Source organism: Arthrobacter sp. Soil_C_60 (assembly GCF_057656375.1).
Map to the genome: position 1 here is coordinate 1 of NZ_JBDGKM010000011.1, position 20,084 is coordinate 20,084.

General features: G+C 65.5%; 18 protein-coding genes. 12 read left to right on the forward strand and 6 right to left on the reverse strand.

All coding sequences use genetic code 11. The features are described from left to right. The first annotated feature begins 322 nt into the window (after nt 1–322). The 11 genes from AC3A4M_RS18645 to AC3A4M_RS18695 all read left to right on the forward strand — a co-directional run bounded on the left by AC3A4M_RS18645 (nt 323) and on the right by AC3A4M_RS18695 (nt 11,207). Complete coding sequence (locus AC3A4M_RS18645; protein ID WP_498737616.1) at nt 323–1,393, forward strand: hypothetical protein; 1,071 nt, start codon at nt 323–325, stop codon at nt 1,391–1,393. A gap of 158 nt (nt 1,394–1,551) precedes the next feature. Next, nucleotides 1,552–2,349 carry a hypothetical protein gene (locus AC3A4M_RS18650; RefSeq protein WP_498737617.1) on the forward strand — a complete coding sequence of 266 codons (798 nt, stop codon included), beginning with the start codon at nt 1,552–1,554 and terminating at the stop codon, nt 2,347–2,349. A 4-nt stretch (nt 2,350–2,353) separates the two neighbouring features. Further along, complete coding sequence (locus AC3A4M_RS18655) at nt 2,354–3,337, forward strand: HAD-IIA family hydrolase (RefSeq protein ID WP_498737619.1); 984 nt, start codon at nt 2,354–2,356, stop codon at nt 3,335–3,337. Nucleotides 3,338–3,381: 44 nt separating this feature from the next. Then, nucleotides 3,382–3,603, forward strand: a complete 222-nt coding sequence (locus tag AC3A4M_RS18660; protein WP_498737620.1) for a hypothetical protein — start codon at nt 3,382–3,384, stop codon at nt 3,601–3,603. 7 nt (nt 3,604–3,610) lie between these two features. Then, entirely contained in the window at nt 3,611–4,465 is an 855-nt protein-coding gene (locus AC3A4M_RS18665; protein ID WP_498737622.1) for a TlyA family RNA methyltransferase, read from the forward strand. Then, nucleotides 4,462–5,454, forward strand: a complete 993-nt coding sequence (locus tag AC3A4M_RS18670) for an NAD kinase (protein WP_498737623.1) — start codon at nt 4,462–4,464, stop codon at nt 5,452–5,454. The genes AC3A4M_RS18665 and AC3A4M_RS18670 overlap by 4 nt, the downstream gene beginning before the upstream one ends. Next, nucleotides 5,451–7,175 carry a DNA repair protein RecN gene (gene recN, locus AC3A4M_RS18675; RefSeq protein ID WP_498737625.1) on the forward strand — a complete coding sequence of 575 codons (1,725 nt, stop codon included), beginning with the start codon at nt 5,451–5,453 and terminating at the stop codon, nt 7,173–7,175. The genes AC3A4M_RS18670 and recN overlap by 4 nt, the downstream gene beginning before the upstream one ends. 124 nt (nt 7,176–7,299) lie before the next feature. Next, a complete protein-coding gene (gene pyrG / locus AC3A4M_RS18680; protein ID WP_498737626.1) occupies nt 7,300–9,006 on the forward strand; it encodes a CTP synthase in 1,707 nt (568 codons plus the stop codon). 2 nt (nt 9,007–9,008) lie between these two features. Continuing rightward, nucleotides 9,009–9,692, forward strand: a complete 684-nt coding sequence (locus AC3A4M_RS18685; RefSeq protein WP_498737628.1) for an NUDIX domain-containing protein — start codon at nt 9,009–9,011, stop codon at nt 9,690–9,692. Nucleotides 9,693–9,698: 6 nt separating this feature from the next. After that, nucleotides 9,699–10,679 carry a site-specific tyrosine recombinase XerD gene (gene xerD, locus AC3A4M_RS18690; RefSeq protein WP_498737630.1) on the forward strand — a complete coding sequence of 327 codons (981 nt, stop codon included), beginning with the start codon at nt 9,699–9,701 and terminating at the stop codon, nt 10,677–10,679. A gap of 39 nt (nt 10,680–10,718) precedes the next feature. After that, a complete protein-coding gene (locus AC3A4M_RS18695) occupies nt 10,719–11,207 on the forward strand; it encodes an 8-oxo-dGTP diphosphatase (RefSeq protein ID WP_498731714.1) in 489 nt (162 codons plus the stop codon). 92 nt (nt 11,208–11,299) lie between these two features. On the opposite strand, the gene AC3A4M_RS18700 is transcribed toward AC3A4M_RS18695, so the two are convergent. From AC3A4M_RS18700 to AC3A4M_RS18715, 4 genes are read right to left on the reverse strand one after another with little or no spacing between them, the layout of a single operon-like run. Continuing rightward, nucleotides 11,300–12,442, reverse strand: coding sequence for a bifunctional 2-methylcitrate synthase/citrate synthase (locus tag AC3A4M_RS18700; protein WP_498737631.1), 1,143 nt, complete (start codon nt 12,440–12,442; stop codon nt 11,300–11,302). Between the two features lie 30 nt (nt 12,443–12,472). After that, nucleotides 12,473–13,378 (reverse strand): methylisocitrate lyase, encoded by a 906-nt coding sequence (gene prpB / locus AC3A4M_RS18705; RefSeq protein WP_498636915.1) that lies wholly within the window; start codon nt 13,376–13,378, stop codon nt 12,473–12,475. Beyond that, nucleotides 13,378–14,913, reverse strand: a complete 1,536-nt coding sequence (locus AC3A4M_RS18710) for an MmgE/PrpD family protein (RefSeq protein ID WP_498737633.1) — start codon at nt 14,911–14,913, stop codon at nt 13,378–13,380. Before AC3A4M_RS18710 ends, prpB begins: the two co-directional genes overlap by 1 nt. After that, entirely contained in the window at nt 14,910–15,566 is a 657-nt protein-coding gene (locus tag AC3A4M_RS18715; protein WP_498731720.1) for a GntR family transcriptional regulator, read from the reverse strand. Before AC3A4M_RS18715 ends, AC3A4M_RS18710 begins: the two co-directional genes overlap by 4 nt. A gap of 167 nt (nt 15,567–15,733) precedes the next feature. Here AC3A4M_RS18715 and AC3A4M_RS18720 point away from each other — a divergent pair, with 167 nt between their 5' ends. Next, complete coding sequence (locus tag AC3A4M_RS18720) at nt 15,734–17,650, forward strand: propionyl-CoA synthetase (RefSeq protein ID WP_498737816.1); 1,917 nt, start codon at nt 15,734–15,736, stop codon at nt 17,648–17,650. 17 nt (nt 17,651–17,667) lie between these two features. Here AC3A4M_RS18720 and AC3A4M_RS18725 read toward each other — a convergent pair whose 3' ends face one another. After that, nucleotides 17,668–18,381, reverse strand: a complete 714-nt coding sequence (locus AC3A4M_RS18725) for a response regulator (RefSeq protein WP_498737635.1) — start codon at nt 18,379–18,381, stop codon at nt 17,668–17,670. After that, the gene (locus AC3A4M_RS18730; RefSeq protein WP_498737637.1) at nt 18,374–20,068 is read right to left on the reverse strand and encodes a sensor histidine kinase; all 1,695 of its coding nucleotides are present in this window, start codon (nt 20,066–20,068) and stop codon (nt 18,374–18,376) included. Before AC3A4M_RS18730 ends, AC3A4M_RS18725 begins: the two co-directional genes overlap by 8 nt. Nucleotides 20,069–20,084 lie beyond the last annotated feature (16 nt).

Here is a 20,084-nt window from a genome sequence, read left to right on the forward strand (position 1 = left end):
GGAGAGTAGGTCACCGCCGGACATCTTTTGAGCGTGAAGGGCTCCACCATGACGGTGGAGCCCTTCACCCATTTAAGGCCGTTGACGGAAACCATGCCCGGTCGCTGAAGCCATGGCCCGCCGTCGTAAGTGGTATCACAGCCCAGTCAGCCTGCCGTGTCCATGGTCTGCACTAGACTGGTCTGGTGGCACATGTCGTGCTGCGTTCTGATCAATAGATCAACACAAATCACCAGATAAATAGAGATGGCGGCTGAAGGCTCCTTTGAGGGGTGCCAGGCCCGCACTGAGAGGAGCTCCGGCATGGCTGATTTCCGTGGTCGTGGGGAACGAGACGACAAGGGCGGTGCCGGACGGGGCAACTTCGGCGGCCGCTCAGGATCTGACAAACCTGCTGGACGTGGCGAGGGTCCGCGTCGGGACAGTGAAGCACGCCGGCAAAGCGGCGCCTATCGCGGCACAAGCAATTCGGGTGGAGACCCCCGCGGCTTCCGGGCACGCGACGATCGCCGCGGCGGCAGCGGTGAAGGTGCAGCAGGCCGGGAACGATCCGGTCCTCGCCGTGAGTATGGCGACCGTCCGCGTCAGGACCGTACCGATGGTCCTCGCCGCGAGTACACCGATCGTCCACGCCAAGATCGCGATGACTCTCGTGGGGCTGAAGGTTACAAGCCCCGCCGTGAGTACGGGGACCGTCCGCGTCAGGACCGCACTGACGGTCCGCGGCGGGAGTACACCGATCGTCCGCGTCAGGACCGCACTGACGGTCCGCGGCGGGAGTACACCGATCGTCCGCGTCAGGACCGCGGCGCCCCTCGCGGCTCCGGCCAGGGAGGCGAGGGGTATAAGCCTCGCCGTGAGTACGGGGACCGTCCGCGCCAGGACCGCACCGATGGTCCTCGCCGTGAATACACCGATCGTCCACGCCAAGACCGTGGCGCCGAGGGGTATAAGCCTCGCCGTGAGTACGGCGATCGTCCGCGTCAGGACCGCACCGATGGTCCTCGCCGCGAGTACACCGATCGTCCGCGCCAAGATCGCGATGACTCTCGTGGGGCTGAAGGTTACAAGCCCCGCCGTGAGTACGGGGACCGTCCGCGTCAGGACCGCACCGATGGTCCTCGCCGCGAGTACACCGATCGTCCGCGCCAAGATCGCGATGACTCTCGTGGGGCTGAAGGTTACAAGCCCCGCCGTGAGTACGGGGACCGTCCGCGTCAGGACCGCACCGATGGTCCTCGCCGCGAGTACAGCGACCGTCCGCGCCAGGAACGCGGCGGCCCCCGTGGCTCCGACCGTGGCGCGGCGGGATTCAAGCCGCGCCGCGACGGAGAAGAGCGCTTCGGCGAACGGAAGTATGGGGCTGACAGAGGCGCTGGTCAGCCTCCTCTGAAGAATGCACAGGATCTGCGCAGCTCCAACCGGGCTGATCGTCCGCGCTCTCCCCAGATCGACGATGACGTTACCGGGCAGGAACTGGACCGGGTTATCCGTGCACAGCTGCGAACGCTGGAATCAAAGAGCGCGGAGTGGGTTGCCAAGCACCTGGTGATGGCCGCGCGGCTGATGGACGAGGAGCCCGAGCTCGCGTTCCAGCATGCCCTGGCTGCCAGCCGCCGTGGCGGCCGGATGGCTCCGGTCCGCGAGGCTGTTGGACTGACTGCCTATGCTGCCGGCCACTACGGTGAGGCGCTGCGGGAATTCCGTACCTACCGTCGTATCAGCGGCTCCAATGCACACCTGCCCGTAATGGCAGACTGTGAGCGCGGACTTGGGCGCCCTGACCGTGCCCTCGAGATGATCCGTTCCGAGGAAGCTACGGACCTGGACGCTGCCGGCAAAGTGGAACTGGCGATTGTGGCGTCTGGTGCCCGGATGGATCTGGAGCAGTATGACGCTGCCGTGGCCGCGCTTGAGATTCCGCAGCTCGACAAGAACCGGGCATTCTCATACAGCCCCAGGTTGTTCCGGGCCTACGCGGACGCCCTTGAGGCCGTGAGCCGTGCCGAAGAAGCCGAGCAGTGGCGTCGCCAGGCGCGACTGGCAGAGAGCGCGTTGGGCGTAGGAGAGTTTGCCGAGCCTGAAATCTTCGACCTCGTTGATGAAGATGAGGAGCCGGAAGCCCGGCGTCCACGCGACGTGTCCAGTGGAGACGAAGCGGCTCCGGGTGAGGCAGCAGGCAGCGCCGAACCAGATGAAGTGCCATCAGGTCTCGCGGAAGGCGACACCGCGGGCAACGACGGTCAACCGCGTCTTTCCGAGGCAGCGCTTGAGGACGAAGACCTCCATGAAATCGCGGACCCGGCTACAGGCGAACAGGACGTCAAGCGACCCGGTGACGAAGACTGAACCGATGTTGATTGATGGGTATGACGCTCTGCTCTGCGATCTGGACGGGGTGGTTTACGCCGGTGCCGGTGCCATAGCAGGAGCCACTGAGGCACTCGACAGGTTGCCGGCGGCCGGCGTCAGACTGGGCTATATCACCAACAACGCGTCCCGGTCCTCCGAGCAGGTTGCGGCCCATCTTCGCGAACTGGGCGCGCCGGCACGGGCCGACCAAGTGTTTGGTTCCGCCCGTGCCGGCGCCGCACTGCTGGCAAAGCATGTGGCGCCGCGAGCCAAAGTTCTGGTGACCGGCAGCCGGACCTTGGTCCACGAGATTGAAGCCTTGGGTTTTATCCCCGTGGACTCCGCTGCCCAGCGGCCCGACGCTGTCATCCAGGGCTTTGATCCTGCGGTGAGCTGGCTGGATCTGGCCGAGGCATCGTATGCCATAGCAGCCGGTGCATTCTGGGTAGCCACCAATACGGACCTGACGATTCCCCGCGCCGAGGGGATAGCACCGGGAAACGGGTCGCTGGTGGCTGCCGTCCAGACAGCCACTGGGGCGACGCCGCTGGTGGCGGGTAAGCCTGAGGCGGCTCTCTTTACGACGGCGGCGGAAAGCCTCCAGGCGAAGACACCGCTTGTCGTCGGAGACCGTCTGGACACCGACATCCTTGGCGGCAACAACGCGGGCATGCATACGGCGGCCGTGCTGACCGGCGTCGATACGGTGGAAACGATCCTCGCCGCCCGGACAGCCGAACGGCCGCGCTACCTGCTGGCCAACCTGGGCGATCTGTACCAGCCGTATCCGCAGGTAATTTCTGCCGCTGGAATTTTCACCTGTGGCCGCTCGAGCGCTACGGTCGAGAACGGCGTGGTCCGTTATAGCGGTGACCGCAACGAGCTCGACACCTGGCGGGCCGCCTGCGCCGCATGGTGGAACGCCCACCCTGAAACGCCAGCCGCGTTCTTGCCGGAACTGGCCGCACACACGTCGATAGACTGAAGCAGGCCGGGCGAACAGCCCCTGATGGTGGAAGGAACTGACCGATGGATCCGATGACTGACCCGATCACTTCCGCTGGACAGCCTTCGCCGGAATCAGCCGCTACGCAGTGGCCGGTCTCGGTTGCGTCCACCGAGGACGAGAGCGTGGACGAAATCATCGAGCCGTTGACTTCGCTGCCGCAAGTCCCGATAACCGGACATGCTGCCGTCTTTACCTACATGCATGATGGCCTGCTGGCTGATCTGGATGCTGGAGCAGACTGAGGCAGGAATGACGAGACTGGATCAGGAACTGGTAGCCCGCGGACTGGCAAGATCCCGGACCCATGCCGCAAAGCTTATCTCCGCCGGCTTGGTGAGCCGCGGGGGGAACATCGTACGGAAGGCCTCCGCCGTTGTGGCAGCCGACGACCAGCTGGAGGTGGCGGCAGCGGGCGAGCCTGAATATGTCAGCCGGGCCGGGCACAAACTGGCCGGCGCGCTCCGTGCCTTCCCGGCCGTAGACCCCGAGGGCCGCCGCTGCCTGGACGCCGGGGCGTCCACCGGCGGCTTCACCCAGGTGCTCCTTGAAGCCGGCGCGCGGGAGGTAGCCGCCGTCGACGTCGGCCATGGCCAGATGGTGCCGCAACTGAGCGCCGATGAGCGGGTTCATCTCTTCGAGGGCATGAACGCCCGGTACCTCAACAGTGCCGATATCGGCGGTCCGGTCTCGCTGACGGTTGCGGATCTGTCCTTCATCTCGCTGACCTTGGTGATGGCGGCCCTCAGCGCGGCCACAGAGCCCGACGGCGACATGGTGCTGATGGTGAAGCCCCAATTCGAGGTGGGACGTGAGTCATTGGCGAGCACCGGCGTCGTCAGTTCGGAAGCCGAACGGCGAAGGGCGGTGGAAAAGGTGGTACGCAGCGGGCTGGAGCACGGACTGCACATCAAGGGGCTGGCCCGCAGTCCGCTGCCCGGCCAGGACGGTAATGTTGAGTTCTTCCTGTGGATGAAGGTGCCCGCTATCCGGGCCCCGGCTAGGATCGGAACTGAGCTTGATGCCGCCGTCCGCAATGCCATGGAACAGTATCCGGAACCGCCGGATGCGGAACAGCCCAACAAACTACCGGGAGTAAACGCATGAGCAGACGGATTCTGGTTCTGGCCCACACCGGGCGCCACGACGCTCTGGCCGCCGCCCAGGAAACGTGTGCCCAGCTCCATGCCTCCGGGCTGGTTCCGGTGATGCGGCGCAAAGAAGCGGAGCATATCCGCCAGGTTTATTCCCACCTGGCAGCTCCCCTCGAGATCCTGGACGAAGATGTGAAGCTCAAGGACGTGGACCTGGGCATGGTGCTCGGCGGGGACGGCACCATACTGCGCTCCGCCGAACTGGTCCGGGACTCCGATGTGCCCCTGCTGGGTGTCAACCTGGGCCACGTGGGCTTCCTGGCTGAAAGCGAACGTGCGGACCTTGCCCAGACCGTCCATTGGGTGGTGGAGCGCCAGTACACCGTTGAGGAACGGATGACCATCGACGTGCAGGTCTGGCTGGACAAGCGCAAGATCGGCCACACCTGGGCGCTGAACGAGGCCACCGTGGAAAAGGGGGACCGCCAGCGGATGGTCGAGGTCGTCGTCGAAGTCGACGCGCTGCCCATCAGCTCTTTCGGCTGTGACGGGGTGGTGATGGCCACGCCCACCGGTTCGACGGCGTATGGTTTCTCGGCCGGGGGACCGGTGGTCTGGCCCGAGGTGGAGGCCCTGCTGATGGTCCCGATCAGTGCGCACGCGCTGTTTGCCAAACCGCTGGTGGTGGCCCCGGACTCGGTCATGGCCGTGGAATTGCTGAACCGCACGGATGCCAATGGGGTGCTCTGGTGCGACGGCAGGCGCAGCCTCGACCTGCCGCCCGGTTCCCGTGTCGAGGTAACGCGCTCGGACAAGCCGGTGCGGCTGGCCCGGACCAGGCGCACTCCTTTTGCCGAACGGCTGGTACGCAAGTTCGAGTTGCCGACCAAGGGCTGGCGCGGTCCGGTCAGTGCGGACGAGGCGCAGCCGCAGACAACGCCGCTGGATACCATCCGGACGGTCGAACCGCACCACATCCCGCCCGAGGAGGAGCGTCGATGATTGAGGAAATCCGAATCAGCAACCTCGGTGTCATTACCGAGGCCGTGTTGCCGCTGGGCCCCGGGCTATCCGTAGTCACGGGTGAAACCGGCGCCGGAAAGACCATGGTGGTGACCGCGCTGGGTCTGCTGCTTGGCGCCCGTTCGGACGCCGGGGCGGTGCGCACCGGTGCTTCCTCCGCCGTCGCCGAAGCCGTGGTCCGGCTTGCTCCGGACAGTCCCGCCATCGCCCGCGCGCAGGATGCCGGCGCGGACATTGAAGAGTACGACGGCGAAGCGGAGCTGATGCTCGCCCGTACCGTTAACGCGGACGGCCGCAGCAGGGCGCATGTCGGCGGCCGTTCGGCTCCGGTGGGTACGCTGGCTGAGATCGGCGAACAGCTGGTGGCGGTCCATGGCCAGTCGGAACAGCTGCGGCTGAAGAGCCAGAGCGCCCAGCGGGAGGCCCTGGACAAGTTCGGCGGGCCCAAGCTGGCCAAGGCGCTGACGGCGTTCCGCCAGTCCTACGAGCGCTGGCGGCAGGCGACGGCGGAGCTGCAGTCGCTGCGGACCGAGGCCCGTGAACGGCTGCGCGAAGCGGAGTCCTTGCAACTGGCACTGGAGGAAATCGACGGTATCGACCCGCAGCCTGGTGAGGACCTGGTGCTCAAGGCGGAGGCCACCAAGCTGGCCAACGTGGAGCAGCTGCGCGCTGCCGCACAGCTGGCGCACCAGGCGCTGATCGCGGAGGAATTCGCCGACTCCGGCGATGCCACATCGCTGGTGGACGCGGCGAAACGATCCTTGGAGCAGGTCCAGGCGGATGACCCGGAACTGGGCAAGGCCGCAGGCCGGCTCGCAGAAGTCGGCTACATCCTGGCCGACGTTGCGGCCGATCTGGCCAGCTACTCTGCTTCGCTGGACAACGAAGGGCCGGAACGGCTGGCGGAGCTGGAGGCGCGCCGGGCCAGTCTTGCCGGTCTGGTGCGCAAGTATGCGCCGAGTATCGACGAGGTGCTGGACTGGAGCGCAATCGCCCGCCAGCGCCTGGAAGAGCTGACCGACGATTCCAGCCGGATCGAGGCGCTGGAAGCGGAAATCGCCGCGCTCGAGACCGAACTCACCGAAACCGCCGGCAAGATCACCGCCATGCGCGGCAAGGCCGGCGGCGAACTCGGCCGCAAGGTGGGCAAGGAGCTGGCGGCACTGGCCATGCCGGACGCCGAACTGCATATCCAGCTCGAGCCTGCCGAGGAGCTGGGACCGCACGGGGCGGACAACATCGCGTTCCTGCTGAAGCCGCACCCGGGAGCACCGCCGCGTCCGCTGGGCAAGGGTGCCTCCGGCGGCGAGCTCTCCCGAGTCATGCTCGCCATCGAAGTAGTGTTGGCTGCGGTGGATCCGGTGCCGACGTTTGTCTTCGACGAGGTTGATTCCGGCGTCGGCGGTAAAGCCGCGGTGGAGATCGGGCGGCGGCTGGCCATGCTGGCCAAGTACGTCCAGGTCATCGTGGTTACCCATCTGCCGCAGGTTGCAGCCTTCGCCGACCAGCACATCCGCGTCTACAAAACCTCCGGCGCCGCAGCCAAGAATTCCGAAGGCGTGACGGCCAGCGACGTCACCTTGCTCTCGGATGAAGAGCGGGTGACGGAGCTCGCCCGGATGCTGGCCGGCCAGGAGGAATCCGAGCTGGCCCGTGCCCATGCACAGGAACTGATCGAAGGGGCCAAAGGAAGCCGCTAAGCTGTACGATCGGCTGGAGGAACAGACTCCCGCCGCCGCGATATTGGCGGCGGGCAGCTGAGGCTGTGTCATCCAACACGAACGGGTGGCCGTAGCGGTTCTGGCAGTCGGAGCCGCTGGAAAGGTGATAGGCTCGAATTCCGTGGTGCAGCGAACAAATTCCCGGTTTTCCAAGTCGTCCAAGACGACCAAACATATCTTCGTCACCGGTGGCGTGGCGTCTTCTCTCGGGAAGGGTCTGACAGCTTCCAGCCTCGGACACCTGCTCCGGGCGCGTGGACTCTCCGTGACCATGCAGAAACTGGATCCCTATCTGAACGTGGATCCTGGCACGATGAACCCCTTCCAGCACGGCGAAGTCTTTGTCACCGACGACGGCGCCGAAACGGATCTGGACATCGGACACTATGAGCGTTTCCTGGACGAGAACCTGGACGGGCTGGCCAACGTAACAACGGGCCAGATCTACTCCACGGTCATCGCGAAAGAGCGCCGCGGCGAGTACCTCGGGGACACCGTACAGGTCATTCCCCATATCACCGATGAAATCAAGCGCCGGATGCGCCTGCCCGCCGAGGGCAAGAAGGCGCCGGACGTCATCATCACTGAAATTGGCGGCACCGTCGGCGACATTGAGTCCCAGCCGTTCCTCGAGTCCGCCCGCCAGGTGCGGCAGGATGTCGGGCGCAATAACGTCTTCTTCCTGCATGTCTCGCTGGTGCCCTACATTGGTCCGTCCCAGGAACTGAAGACCAAGCCGACGCAGCACTCTGTGGCGGCGTTGCGCTCCATCGGCATCCAGCCGGATGCCATAGTCATCCGCTCGGACCGCGAAGTCCCGGAGGCCATGCGGGAGAAGATCGGCCGCATGTGCGACGTGGACGCGGATGCCGTGATCGGCTGCCCGGACGCCCCGAGCATTTACGACATCCCGAAGACCCTGCATGCCCAGATGCTCGACGCCTACATCGTCCAGCACCTGGATCTGAAGTTCAAGGACGTGAACTGGACAAAGTGGGATCGGCTGCTGGAGGCCGTCCACAATCCCAAGCACGAGATCGAGATCGCCCTGGTCGGAAAGTACATCGACCTGCCGGACGCCTACCTTTCTGTGACGGAAGCGCTGCGCGCGGGCGGCTTCGCCAATCAAACCAAGGTCAAGATCCGCTGGGTGCCTTCCGATGACTGTGCCACAGCAGAAGGTGCGGCCAGGTCGCTGGCCGGCGTCCACGCCATCTGCGTGCCGGGAGGCTTCGGCATCCGCGGTCTGGAAGGGAAACTGGGCGCGCTGAAATACGCCCGCGAACGCAAGCTGCCGACGCTGGGCCTGTGCCTGGGCCTGCAGTCCATGGTGATGGAATACGCGCGCAACGTGGTCGGTCTGGAGGACGCCTCGTCCACCGAATTCGACCCCGATACCAAGCACCCGGTGATCGCCACGATGGAAGAACAGCTGGAGATCGTCGAGGGCAAGGGCGATCTTGGCGGCACGATGCGGCTGGGGCTTTACGAGGCCGCGCTCAAGGGCGGCTCCGTGGTTGCCGAGACCTACGGCTCCACCAAGGTCAGCGAACGCCACCGCCACCGCTATGAGGTGAACAACAAGTACCGGGAGCAGCTGGAAGCGGCGGGCCTCGTGTTTTCCGGAACGTCGCCTGACGGCAAGCTGGTGGAATTCGTCGAGCTGCCCAAGAAGGTGCACCCGTACTACGTGTCGACCCAGGCGCACCCGGAACTGAGCTCCCGTCCGACGCGGCCGCATCCGCTGTTCGCCGGCCTGGTCGCCGCGGCGCTCAACCACGGCAAGCCGGTCTCGAAAGCCGGAGCCTAGCCATGTCCGACGCCGGTCCGAAGGTGTTTGCCGATCAGCCTGATCCGCGCACGCTTGTTGCTTCCGAGACGCTGTACGAGGGCCGGATCTGGAACGTCGTCAGCGATACCTTCAGTCTCTCCGGCGACGCCGAGGACGTTCTGGTCCGCGACTACATCGCCCACCCGGGTGCGGTAGCCGTCGTGGCCATGGACGACAACGGCCGCATCCTGCTCCTGAAGCAGTACCGGCAGCCGGTCCGGATGTCCCTGTGGGAGATCCCGGCCGGCCTGCTGGATGTTGAGGGCGAGGACTTTGTGGTTGCGGCTGCCCGGGAGCTGGCCGAGGAAGCGGACCTCGCGGCTGGCCGCTGGGACGTGCTGGTGGACTTCTTCAATTCACCGGGCTCGTCGAGCGAAGCCATCCGCATCTACCTGGCCAGAAACCTGACTGAAGTTCCCGAAGCTGACCTGCACACCCGGACGGACGAAGAAGCGGAAATCGAGCACCTGTGGGTGGATCTCGACGACGCCGTGCAAGCCGTGATGGCAGGCCGTCTGCACAATCCGTCGGCCGTGGCCGGCGTCCTGGCTGCCGCCGAAGCATCACGGCGCGGCTTTGAAGGGCTGCGTCCGGCCGACGCACCTTGGCCGGAGCATCCCTCGCAGCGGCACCACCCGGCGCCGGCCGCCGGGACGGGGCAGTGACGTTGCATGGCCGGAAGCGTGCAGGCCGCCACCACGGCCGGTGATCTAGGAACGACGGCGCTGGGCTGCGCCATATCGGACTACCTGCAGCACATGGCCGTTGAACGCGGACTGGCGGCCAATACGGTGGCCGCCTACCGCCGGGACCTGAAGCGGTACTTGCACTTCCTGGAACAGCGGTCGGTCGATGACCCGGCGAAAATCAGCCGGCATGACGTCACTGCGTTCGCGCAGGTTCTCTCCGATGGATCGGACGGCGCGTCGGCCCTGAGCATCCGTTCCGCGGCACGGACCGTCGTGGCGGTGCGCGGCCTGCACAAGTTCTGGAGCCTGGAGGGGATCACCGCCACGGATCCGGCCACCGACGTCCACCCGCCGATGCCGGGCAAACGACTGCCCAAAGCCATCTCGGTCGGCGAAGTTACCCGGATTCTGGAAGCGGTCAGTACCGAAACGCCTACCGGCCAGCGTGACCGTGCGCTGCTCGAATTCCTCTACTCAACCGGCGCGCGGATCAGCGAGGCCGTCGGTCTCGACGTCGATGACGTGAGCGTCGAAACAATCGACGAGGGGCCCGCCGTCGTACGTCTGCTGGGCAAGGGTTCCAAGGAGCGGCTGGTGCCGCTGGGATCCTATGCGGCCAAGGCCGTGGACGACTATCTGGTCCGCGCCCGTCCGGGCATCGCTGTCAAAGGCCGCGGCACACCCGCGCTTTTCCTGAACGCCCGTGGCGGACGGCTGAGCCGGCAGAGCGCATGGACCATCCTGAAAACGGCGGCAGAGAAGGCCGCCATTGGCCGGGACGTCTCGCCGCACACGCTGCGGCATTCATTTGCGACCCACCTGCTTGAAGGCGGCGCGGACGTGCGGGTGGTGCAGGAGCTGCTGGGCCACGCGTCGGTCACCACCACGCAGGTGTACACGCTGGTCAACGCAGACACGTTGCGCGAGGTTTACGCCGCGGCCCATCCCCGGGCGCTGGGTTAGCACGCCTTGCCGGCAGGTCAGGAAGGATAGACTCGGCTCATGACTGAAGTGGCCGTGGCTTTGTGCTTCCTGGTACAGGAAAAGGACGGCGGACTTGCGGTACTGCTGGGCCACAAGAAATCCGGTTTCGGTACCGGCAAGGTCGTCGGGGTCGGCGGAAAGCTTGAGCCGGGGGAGACCGCACCGGAGGCTGCCTGCCGCGAGGTCATGGAAGAGACGGGCGTGACGGTCCGGCAGGAGGACCTGGAACCTGCGGGACGGATCCTGTTCGACTTTCCGTCACAGCCGCTGTGGAACATGGATGCCGCGCTTTTTGTCGCGCGCCGCTGGTCCGGCGAACCGGCAGAATCCGAGGAAATTGTCCCGGAATGGTTCGGGCTGGACGCGCTGCCGCTGGCGCTCATGTGGCACGACGCCGGCACGTGGCTGCCCCTGGCACTCACCGGGGCGATGCCCAACTTCCGCATCGTGCTCAACGACGACAATGAAACCGCGGCCAGGTTCGATCCGCTGGAGCCGCTTTCGTAAAGCCGGCGCTCTGCCGCAAGCCATGGAACTGCCCGCAACGCAGGATGCCCGCCGGAAGTACGGCGGGCATCCTGCGTTGCGGCTGTTCTCGGTCAGAGCGAACGCTGGTCCGGTCCGTTGTACTCGCTCAGCGGGCGGATCAGGGAGTTGGCTTCACGCTGCTCCATGATGTGTGCCGTCCAGCCGGTGATGCGGGCGGCGACGAACAGCGGAGTGAACGTCTGGGTGTCGAAGCCCATCAGGTGGTACGTCGGGCCGGCCGGATAGTCCAGGTTCGGCTTGATGTTCTTCTTCTCGGCCATGGCCGATTCCAACGCCGTGTACAGCTCGGCAAGGTCCGGGCGGTTGTAGTACGCGATCATCTTGTCCAGGGCGGCCTTCATGGTCGGGACGCGCGAGTCGCCCTTCTTGTAGACACGGTGCCCGAACCCCATGATCTTCTTCTTGGTGGCCAGGGCATCCTCCAGCCACGCCTGCGCGCGCCGGGTGATGTCGCCGCCTTCGGTGCCGATCTCTTCGAAGGTGTCCATGACGGCCTCATTGGCGCCGCCGTGGAGCGGGCCCTTGAGCGCGCCGATGGCCCCGGTGACCGCGGAATGAAGATCCGCCAGGGTCGAGGTGATGACGCGCGCCGTGAAGGTCGAGGCGTTGAACGAGTGCTCGGCGTAGAGGATCATCGAGACGTTGAAGGCCTCGATCACCTCAGGTGCAGCTTCCTCGCCGAAGGTCATGTAGAGGAAGTTGGCCGAGTAGTCCAGGTCTTCGCGGGGCTCCACGACGTCCTGGCCGCGCCGTCGGCGCTGGTCATAGGCAACCACGGCGGGGAATGCGGCGAAGAGGTCCTTGGCCTTGGCCAGGTTGGCTTCGGGCGACGAGTCCTCCGAGCGCGGATGCCGTGCCCCGATGACGCTCGCCGCAGTCCGGCACACGTCCATGGGGTGGGACGACGTGGGCAGCATATCGATGACGGACTTGACCACCGGGTCCAGTGACCGCCCCGAGCGCTCGTGTGCGGTGAATTCCGCCAGCTCCGCATTGGTCGGAAGTTCGCCGTGCCAAAGCAGGTAGGCGACCTGCTCGAAACTGCACTGGGCGGCCAGATCCTGGACCGGGTAACCGCGGTAGAGCAGGGAATTGGTGTCCGCGTTGACTTTGGAAATGCGGGTAGTATCGGCGACGACGCCGGCAAGTCCCTTGTGGATCTGCGGTGCTTCTGTGGTTGCTTCGCTGGTCATAGCGACTCCTTTATCAAGACAGCGATGCCGTCAGTGTTGTCCGGGTACCTGGAAGTTGAAGACCGAAGTGTCGAAGTGGTTATAAGCTTCATAATCCACCAATTCGTACAAACGTGCACGGGTCAACATGTTTTCCACGTCCGTTTGCTGCGAACCCTTGGCCTTAATGGTGTCCAAGGTGCGTTCCGCGGCGCCCATGGCACTGCGTAGCAGCGTGACCGGATAGATGACAATGTTGACGCCGGCTGAGGCCAGCTGCTCGGTGGTGAAAAGCTCGCTCTTGCCGAACTCCGTCATGTTTGCCAGCACCGGTACATCCACCGCGTCGCGGATGGCCTGGAACTCCTCCAGGTTGCGCATTGCTTCCGGGAAGATGGCGTCGGCACCGGCGTCGACCAGGGCCTTGGCACGGTCCTGCGCTGCCTCGATGCCGTCCACGGCCCGGATATCGGTCCGGGCCATGATCAGGAAGTTCGGGTCGCGGCGTGCATCGGCCGCGGCGCGGATGCGTTTGGTGGCGGTCTCCAGATCCACCACGTTCTTGCCGTCCAGGTGGCCGCAGCGCTTCGGATTGAACTGGTCCTCGATATGGCAGCCGGCCAGCCCGGCGTTTTCGAGTTCCTGGATGCTGCGGGCCACGTTCATGGGCTCGCCGAAGCCGGTGTCGGCGTCGACGATCGCCGGCAGCTCGGTCATCCGCGCGATCTGTCCTGCCCTGGTAGCCACCTCGGTAAGCGTGGTCAGCCCGATATCGGGCAAGCCCAGGTCGTTGGCCAGAACGGCGCCGGAAATGTAGACGCCGTTGAAGCCCTTCTCCTCGATCAGCCGTGCCGAAAGCGGGTTGAACGCACCGGGGAACTGCTGGATGGTGCCCGAGGCCAGGCCTTCGCGCAGCGCTACGCGCTTCTGCTCGGGGGTGGTTTTCGCGTACAGCATTAGAAAATCCCCTTCGGTCCGGCGCTCAGGTCGATGACGCCGTCTGCCGCTGCAATGTTGAGCTGGTCCAGTTCGCCCGCGCCAAGTTTGGGCAGACGTTCGACGGCGGCGAGGAACCTGTCGATTTCGGCCTCCTCCACCAGGCGGTTGCCGTTCTGGCCGGCAGCCAGCGTGCGCAGTTTGTTGATGTACTGCTCGCGGGCAAACGGGCGCCCACCCAGCGGGTGGGCGTCGGCAACGGCAATCTCATCCACAATGGTGCTGCCGTCCTTGAGCGTAATCTCCACGCGGCCGCCGAAGGCTTTTTCGCTGATGTCCAGCGAATGGTAGCGGCGGGTCCATTCCTGGTCTTCTTCCGTGGCCACCTTGTGCCAGAGGTCCACGGTATCGGCACGTCCGGCTCGCTCCGGGCTGTAGGAATCGACGTGGTGCCACTTTCCGTCCTGCAGCGCAACAGTGAAGATGTACGGGATGGAGTGGTCCAGCGTTTCCCGCGAGGCCTTCGGATCGTACTTCTGCGGGTCGTTCGCACCGGAGCCAATGACATAGTGCGTGTGGTGCGAGGTGTGGATGACGATCTTGTCCACGTTCGCCGGGTCGGTGGCTTCCGGGTGCTCGCCGTGCAGCTTGCGGGCCAGATCGATCAGGGCCTGGGCCTGATATTCGGCGGAGTGCTCCTTGGTGTAGGTATCGAGGATGGCTCGCTTGGCTTCCCCGTCGGCGGGCAGCGGCACCTCGTAGGCGGCCTCGGGTCCGTCCAGCATCCAGGCGATGACGCCGTCTTCGCCTTCGTAGATGGGCACCGGCGAGGTCTGCCCGCGCATGGCCCGGTCAACGGCTTCCACGGCCATCTTGCCGGCGAACGCCGGTGCATGGGCCTTCCACGTGGAGATCTCGCCCTTGCGGGACTGGCGGGTCGCCGTCGTCGTATGCAGTGCCTGGCCCACGGCCTGGAAGATGGTTTCGACGTCGAGACCCAGCAGGGTGCCGATGCCGGCCGCGGCGGACGGGCCGAGGTGGGCGACGTGGTCGATCTTGTGCTTGTGCAGGCAGATCGCCTTCACCAGATCCACCTGGATTTCGTAGCCGGTGGCGATCCCGCGCACGAGGTCGCGGCCGTTGGCGCCGGTGTGCTGTGCGACGGCGAGAATGGGCGGAATGTTATCGCCCGGGTGGGAGTACTCGGCGGCGAGGAAGGTGTCGTGGTAGTCCAATTCGCGCACGGCGACACCGTTGGCCCAGGCAGCCCACTCCGGCGAGGTCTTGCCGGCAACGCCGTAGATCCCTGCCCCGTTGCCGTTCGCCGAGACCGGGTGGCTCATCGCCTGTGAACGGGCCGCCACGATCGGGCCGCGGTTCAGCGACGCAACCGCCACGGAGGCGTTGTCGATAATGCGGTTGATGACCATATCGGTCACGTCGTCGCTGACTTCCACCGGGTCGACGGCGACCTTGGCGATCTTGTAGGCAAGCTGGTCCTGCCGCGGAAGGTTCTCTTCACTGCGGTAGACACGGACTTTGTGGTTGACGGTCATGAGGCTGTCCTCTCGGCTGACGGTTGGGTGGTTTTGAGATGTTCAAGGCTTTGGTAAAGATGTACTGCGGTGGCCGCCGCAGCGAGCTGGCCGTCCCCGGCGGCGATGGCCCCGGCGATGTTGGCGTGCTCCGTGGCTGCTGCCAGCAGGCGTTCGGGATTGTCTTTGGCCAACCGGCGGATCCGGACCAGATGCACCCGCAGGTTCTTCAGCGCCTGCAGCAGGTAGGCGTTGTCGATGGCCTCGTCGATGGCCCGGTCCAGCCGGCCCACGAGAGCGTAGTAGTCATGGCGGGCCGGATCATCTCCGCGCAGCAGCTGGGCCGCCGAGGCGAACTCCTGCTGCAGGCGCTTGAAGACTGCCGGGTCCCCGCGCCGTGCCGCCAGGGACGCGGCCTGGCACTCCAGCGCGGTGCGCAGTTCGAAGAGTTCGGCAGCGGTATCCAGCGAGATGGCCGTGACGACGACGCCGCGGCCGCTGTGCGGGGCAGCCAGGCCTTCGGCAGTCAGCCGTCCCAGCGCTTCACGCAGGGGAGTGCGGGAGACCCCGAGCCGCTCGGCCTGTTCCACTTCCCCGAGGACGGTCCCCGGCGGCAACCGCCACTCGACGATGTCCTCCCGCAAGGCCCAATAGGCACGTTCGCTGGCACGCATTGGCACCTCCCGTTCTGCAGGTTCTGGTGAATTTGAATACAGCACCAGTGTATACACAGCAGGGCGGAAATCAAGGGTAAGCGCGGATTTCTTGGGAGAACCGCGCGAAAATGTATACACCGCTCTTGTTTGCTGCAGGTTTGGGCCGATAGTATGGCGAGCATCACATCGAAGCTTCGAAAGGGATCAGCGTGGACAGCTACCGCACTATGTACGAGGCCAGTTGCGATGAGCCGGAGAAGTTCTGGCTCGATGCAGCCTCGGCCATCCAGTGGGACCAGGCGCCTGCCCAGGCGCTCGACGACGGCAACCCGCCGATCTACCGCTGGTTTCCGGACGGCGAGCTCAACACCAGCGTCAACGCCCTGGACCGCCATGTTGGTGCCGGCCGTGGCGGGGATACCGCGCTGATCTATGATTCGGCGATGCTGGGGCGGCAGCGCAGCTACACCTACCAGGAGTTGCTGTCCGAGGTTGAGCGCTTTGCGGGGGTGCTGCGCGGCCGGGGAGTGGGGCATGGCGACCGGGTCATCATCTATATGCCCATGATTCCCGAGGCCGCCGTGGCCATGTTGGCGGTAGCCCGGCTCGGAGCGATCCATTCGGTGGTGTTCGGTGGGTTTGCGGCACAGGAACTCGCCGCCCGGATTGATGATGCACGCCCCTCCGCCATTGTGACCACCAGCGGCGGAATCGAACCGTCGCGCCGGATCGAGTACCTGCCGGCGGTCGCCGAAGCCATCGAGCTCGCAGGCCACGCCGTTGCCGATGTGATCGTCAAGGCGCGGGAGGATTTCCAGCACAGCGTCGAGGACTTCGCGGCCGCCGGCACGGTATGGCATGACTGGGATGCGCTGGCGGCAACAGCCGAGCCGGCCGGGCCGGTTTCAGTCAAGGCAACCGACCCGCTCTACATTCTCTATACCTCCGGTACCACCGGCGCTCCGAAGGGCGTGGTGCGGGACAACGGCTCCCATGCGGTGGCGATGGCGTGGTCGATGAAGAACATTTACAACGTTGGCCCGGGCAATGTCATGTGGACCGCTTCCGACGTCGGCTGGGTAGTGGGGCACTCCTACATTGTTTATGGACCCCTGATTGCCGGAGCCACCACCGTGCTTTACGAAGGCAAGCCGGTAGGGACCCCGGATGCCGGCGCATTCTGGCGGGTAGTCCAGGACCATCGTGTGGATGTTCTCTTTACCGCCCCCACTGCGCTGCGGGCCATCCGCAAGGCCGATCCGGCCGCGGGGCTGGTCAAGGACTATGACATCTCTTCCCTGCGGACACTGTTTGCGGCGGGGGAGCGGCTTGACCCGGAGACCTATGAGTGGATTTCGGCTGCCCTGCAGGTGCCGGTCATCGACCATTGGTGGCAGACGGAGACCGGCTGGGCCATCGCAGCCAATCCGCTCGGCGTGGAGCAGCTTCCGGTCAAGGCCGGATCGCCCACCGTGCCGGTGCCGGGGTACCGGCTGGAAATCGTCGACGCAGGCGGGCAGCCCGTGCCGCCCGGCACCGAAGGCAACATCGTGCTGCGGCTGCCGCTGCCGCCGGGAACCCTGACAACGCTGTGGGGCAACGACGAGCGGTACATCCGGTCCTACCTGGACATCTTCGACGGTTATTACACCACGGGGGACTCCGGCTACCTGGACGAGGACGGCTATCTGTTCGTTATGGGCCGCACCGACGACGTCATCAACGTCTCGGGCCACCGGCTCTCCACCGGCGCAATGGAACAGGCCGTGGCACGGCACCCGGTCGTGGCCGAATGCGCCGTCGTCGGTATTGCCGATGACCTCAAGGGACAGCGACCCAGCGGATTTGTGGTGCTCAAGGCCGGCAGCGAAATGGCGCAGGACCAGCTTCAGCGGGAACTGGTGGACCTGGTGCGCTCGCAGATCGGGCCGGTCGCGGACTTCAAGGAGATACGGATCGTGGCCGCACTGCCGAAGACGCGGTCAGGCAAGATCCTGCGCAAGACCATGCGGCAGATCGCCGACGGCGAAGCGTATACTGTGCCTTCCACCATCGAGGATCCGCTGGTGATCGACGACCTTGTGCGCCTGCTGCGGTCCTAGCCCGGCGCTCGCCGGCATCACACCCGGCGCCAGGTGTACTCGAATTCCGGCCGTCCCCGCGTGCCGTAGCGGGGAGACCGGACGGCAGCGTTCTGCTCGGCAAGGTGCTCCAGGTACCGGCGTGCGGTCACCCGGGACATGCCGAGCTGTTCGGTGACTTCAACCGCCGAGATGGGGGACTGGCTGCCTTTCAGCAGCGTGATGACGCTTTGCAGGGTCTCTTCGGAAAAACCTTTGGGCAGTGTGGCCGCGGCCGGGGTGCGCAGTGCGGCGAAGGCGCGGTCCACAGCTTCCTGGGTTGTTGCGCTGCCGTGCTGGGCAAGGCTGTCCCGGAACTGCCGGTAGTGATGGAGTTTGTCGCTGAAGGCCGCGAAGGTGAACGGCTTGATCAGGTACTGCGCAATGCCGGAGGCAATGGCCTTGCGGACAATCGGCAGCTCCCGGACCGCAGTTACGGCGATGATTTCCACGGGCAGGCCGGAACCGCGGATTCTGCGCAGGATATCCAGTCCGTGCAGATCCGGCAGGTTCATGTCCAGCAGCACCAGATCGACGGCGACGGCGGACTCCTGCTGCCTTCCGGGGGACAGCCCCAAAAAGGCCAAAGCCTCGGAACCCGTGTGCGCCACACCCGCGAGCTGGAAACCGTCGATCCGCCGGACATACTCCGCATGGGCGGCAGCTGCCACGGATTCGTCTTCGACCACGAGGACGCGGATCGGATCAGGCATGGGTGCCTCCTGTTTCCTCTCCCGCGGCCGGCTGGACCGGATGCAGTGGCAGCGACACGGTGAACACGGCTCCATCCTCATTGTCCACGGTCAGTTGCCCGCCCAATCTCCTAACGGCTTGGCGCACGAGGGCCAGGCCCACGCCGCGGCGCCTGCCGCCGTCGGCCTTGGAGCTGAAGCCAAGGCTGAAAATGCTCTCCAACTCCGATTCCGGAATCCCCGGTCCGCTGTCGTGAACCTCGATCCATAATTCTTCGGCAGTGCTGAGGAAGTCTATCGAGACTTCCCGGTGCTCCGACCCTGAGACTGCGTCAAATGCGTTATCCAGCAGGTTGCCCACGATGGTCACGAGCGCGGCCGGATCGAGCCCGGCACGGGCGCCGGCGGGAACTGTCTCGGCGCCGAAGGCTGTGTCCGCCGTGATGTTGAGCTCGATACCGCGCTCATTGGCCTGGGCTGCCTTGCCCACCAGCAACGCCGAAATGAAGGGTTCGTCGACGGCGGAGACCACCTTGTCCGTCAGCTGCTGCGACTGCTGCAGGTCGCGGGCCGCGAACTCGATCGCATCGCTGTCCCTGCCCAGTTCGATCAGCGACACGATGGTGTGCAGCCTGTTGGAGTGCTCGTGCGTCTGGGCCCGGAGCGCGTCGGTGAGGGTGTGCATGGACTCCAGCTCGCCGGCCAGGGACTGGACCTCGGTCCGGTCGCGCAAGGTCGCCACGGTTCCCAGCGGCGCGGCCGGCTTTGCGGCACGGCTTCCCGCCGCGGCGCCGGCTGCCCGAGTCCGTTGCGGCGGGCGCACGGCAGGGTCCTGGCTGACGACCAGTACCTGGTCATCGGTCACAAGCACCTCCTCCCGCGCAACACGGCCGCTGAGCAGCAGCTCTTTCAGCGGCCCCGGGATCTTCAGGACGGCGATGTCCAGGGCCGGGCCTCCCGGCGGCCTGGGCGGCAGGTTCAGCAGCCGGGCCGCCTGGTCGTTGTAGAGCACCAGCTGTCCGCCGGGATCGACCAGAACCACGCCTTCGCGGACCGAATGCAGGACCGAATCGTAGAAGATGAAAATTCTGGACAGCTGTTCCGGGCCCCAGCCCAAGGTGGCTCGGTTCAGGTAGCGGCTGAGGAGCCACGAAGCCACCGACGACGCCGCCATGACGGCCACGGCAGTGAGGATCACGAAGGGGAGCCGGGCAGCAATGGCCACCGAGACATTGGTGACCGTGACACCGGTGGCCACCATCCCATGGATGGTGCCGTCCTCGTCCTGGATCGGCACAATCGCCCGGACGGAAGGGCCCAGCGTGCCGGCAACGGTTTCGGTCCAGATCTCGCCTCGCAGCGCCTGTTCGGTGCTGCCGATGTACGTTCTGCCTATCTCGGCGGGATCCGGATGGGTGAAGCGGGTGCCGTCGGGGGCCATGATCGTGATGAAGTCCACCGAGGCGTCGTGCATGATGTCGCGCGCATACGGCTGCAGGGCCGAGGTCGGATTGGGTGACTGGACCGCTTCCAGGACAAAGGGGCTGGCCGCGATGGTCACGGCGACGGACCGCATGCGCTGCTCGGCGCGGCTGTAATTCTGGTCCCGTGCGTCGAGGAACAAAACCGTGGCCACCACTGCCGTCAGCACCGTCAGGAAAATGAGCTGGCCGGCGAATATCCGGGCCGCGAGGCTCCAGCTCTTCATGCGTTTTCCTTTCAGT

Coding starts and splice junctions, on each gene's coding strand:
- AC3A4M_RS18660 (WP_498737620.1), top strand. CDS start 3,382: ATGGATCCGATGACTGACCCGATCACTTCCGCTGGACAGCCTTCGCCG.
- xerD (WP_498737630.1), top strand. CDS start 9,699: ATGGCCGGAAGCGTGCAGGCCGCCACCACGGCCGGTGATCTAGGAACG.
- recN (WP_498737625.1), top strand. CDS start 5,451: ATGATTGAGGAAATCCGAATCAGCAACCTCGGTGTCATTACCGAGGCC.
- AC3A4M_RS18715 (WP_498731720.1), bottom strand. CDS start 15,566: ATGCGTGCCAGCGAACGTGCCTATTGGGCCTTGCGGGAGGACATCGTC.
- AC3A4M_RS18730 (WP_498737637.1), bottom strand. CDS start 20,068: ATGAAGAGCTGGAGCCTCGCGGCCCGGATATTCGCCGGCCAGCTCATT.
- AC3A4M_RS18700 (WP_498737631.1), bottom strand. CDS start 12,442: ATGACCAGCGAAGCAACCACAGAAGCACCGCAGATCCACAAGGGACTT.
- AC3A4M_RS18655 (WP_498737619.1), top strand. CDS start 2,354: ATGTTGATTGATGGGTATGACGCTCTGCTCTGCGATCTGGACGGGGTG.
- AC3A4M_RS18685 (WP_498737628.1), top strand. CDS start 9,009: ATGTCCGACGCCGGTCCGAAGGTGTTTGCCGATCAGCCTGATCCGCGC.
- AC3A4M_RS18695 (WP_498731714.1), top strand. CDS start 10,719: ATGACTGAAGTGGCCGTGGCTTTGTGCTTCCTGGTACAGGAAAAGGAC.
- prpB (WP_498636915.1), bottom strand. CDS start 13,378: ATGCTGTACGCGAAAACCACCCCCGAGCAGAAGCGCGTAGCGCTGCGC.
- AC3A4M_RS18725 (WP_498737635.1), bottom strand. CDS start 18,381: ATGCCTGATCCGATCCGCGTCCTCGTGGTCGAAGACGAATCCGTGGCA.
- AC3A4M_RS18710 (WP_498737633.1), bottom strand. CDS start 14,913: ATGACCGTCAACCACAAAGTCCGTGTCTACCGCAGTGAAGAGAACCTT.
- AC3A4M_RS18670 (WP_498737623.1), top strand. CDS start 4,462: ATGAGCAGACGGATTCTGGTTCTGGCCCACACCGGGCGCCACGACGCT.
- AC3A4M_RS18665 (WP_498737622.1), top strand. CDS start 3,611: ATGACGAGACTGGATCAGGAACTGGTAGCCCGCGGACTGGCAAGATCC.
- AC3A4M_RS18650 (WP_498737617.1), top strand. CDS start 1,552: ATGGCCGCGCGGCTGATGGACGAGGAGCCCGAGCTCGCGTTCCAGCAT.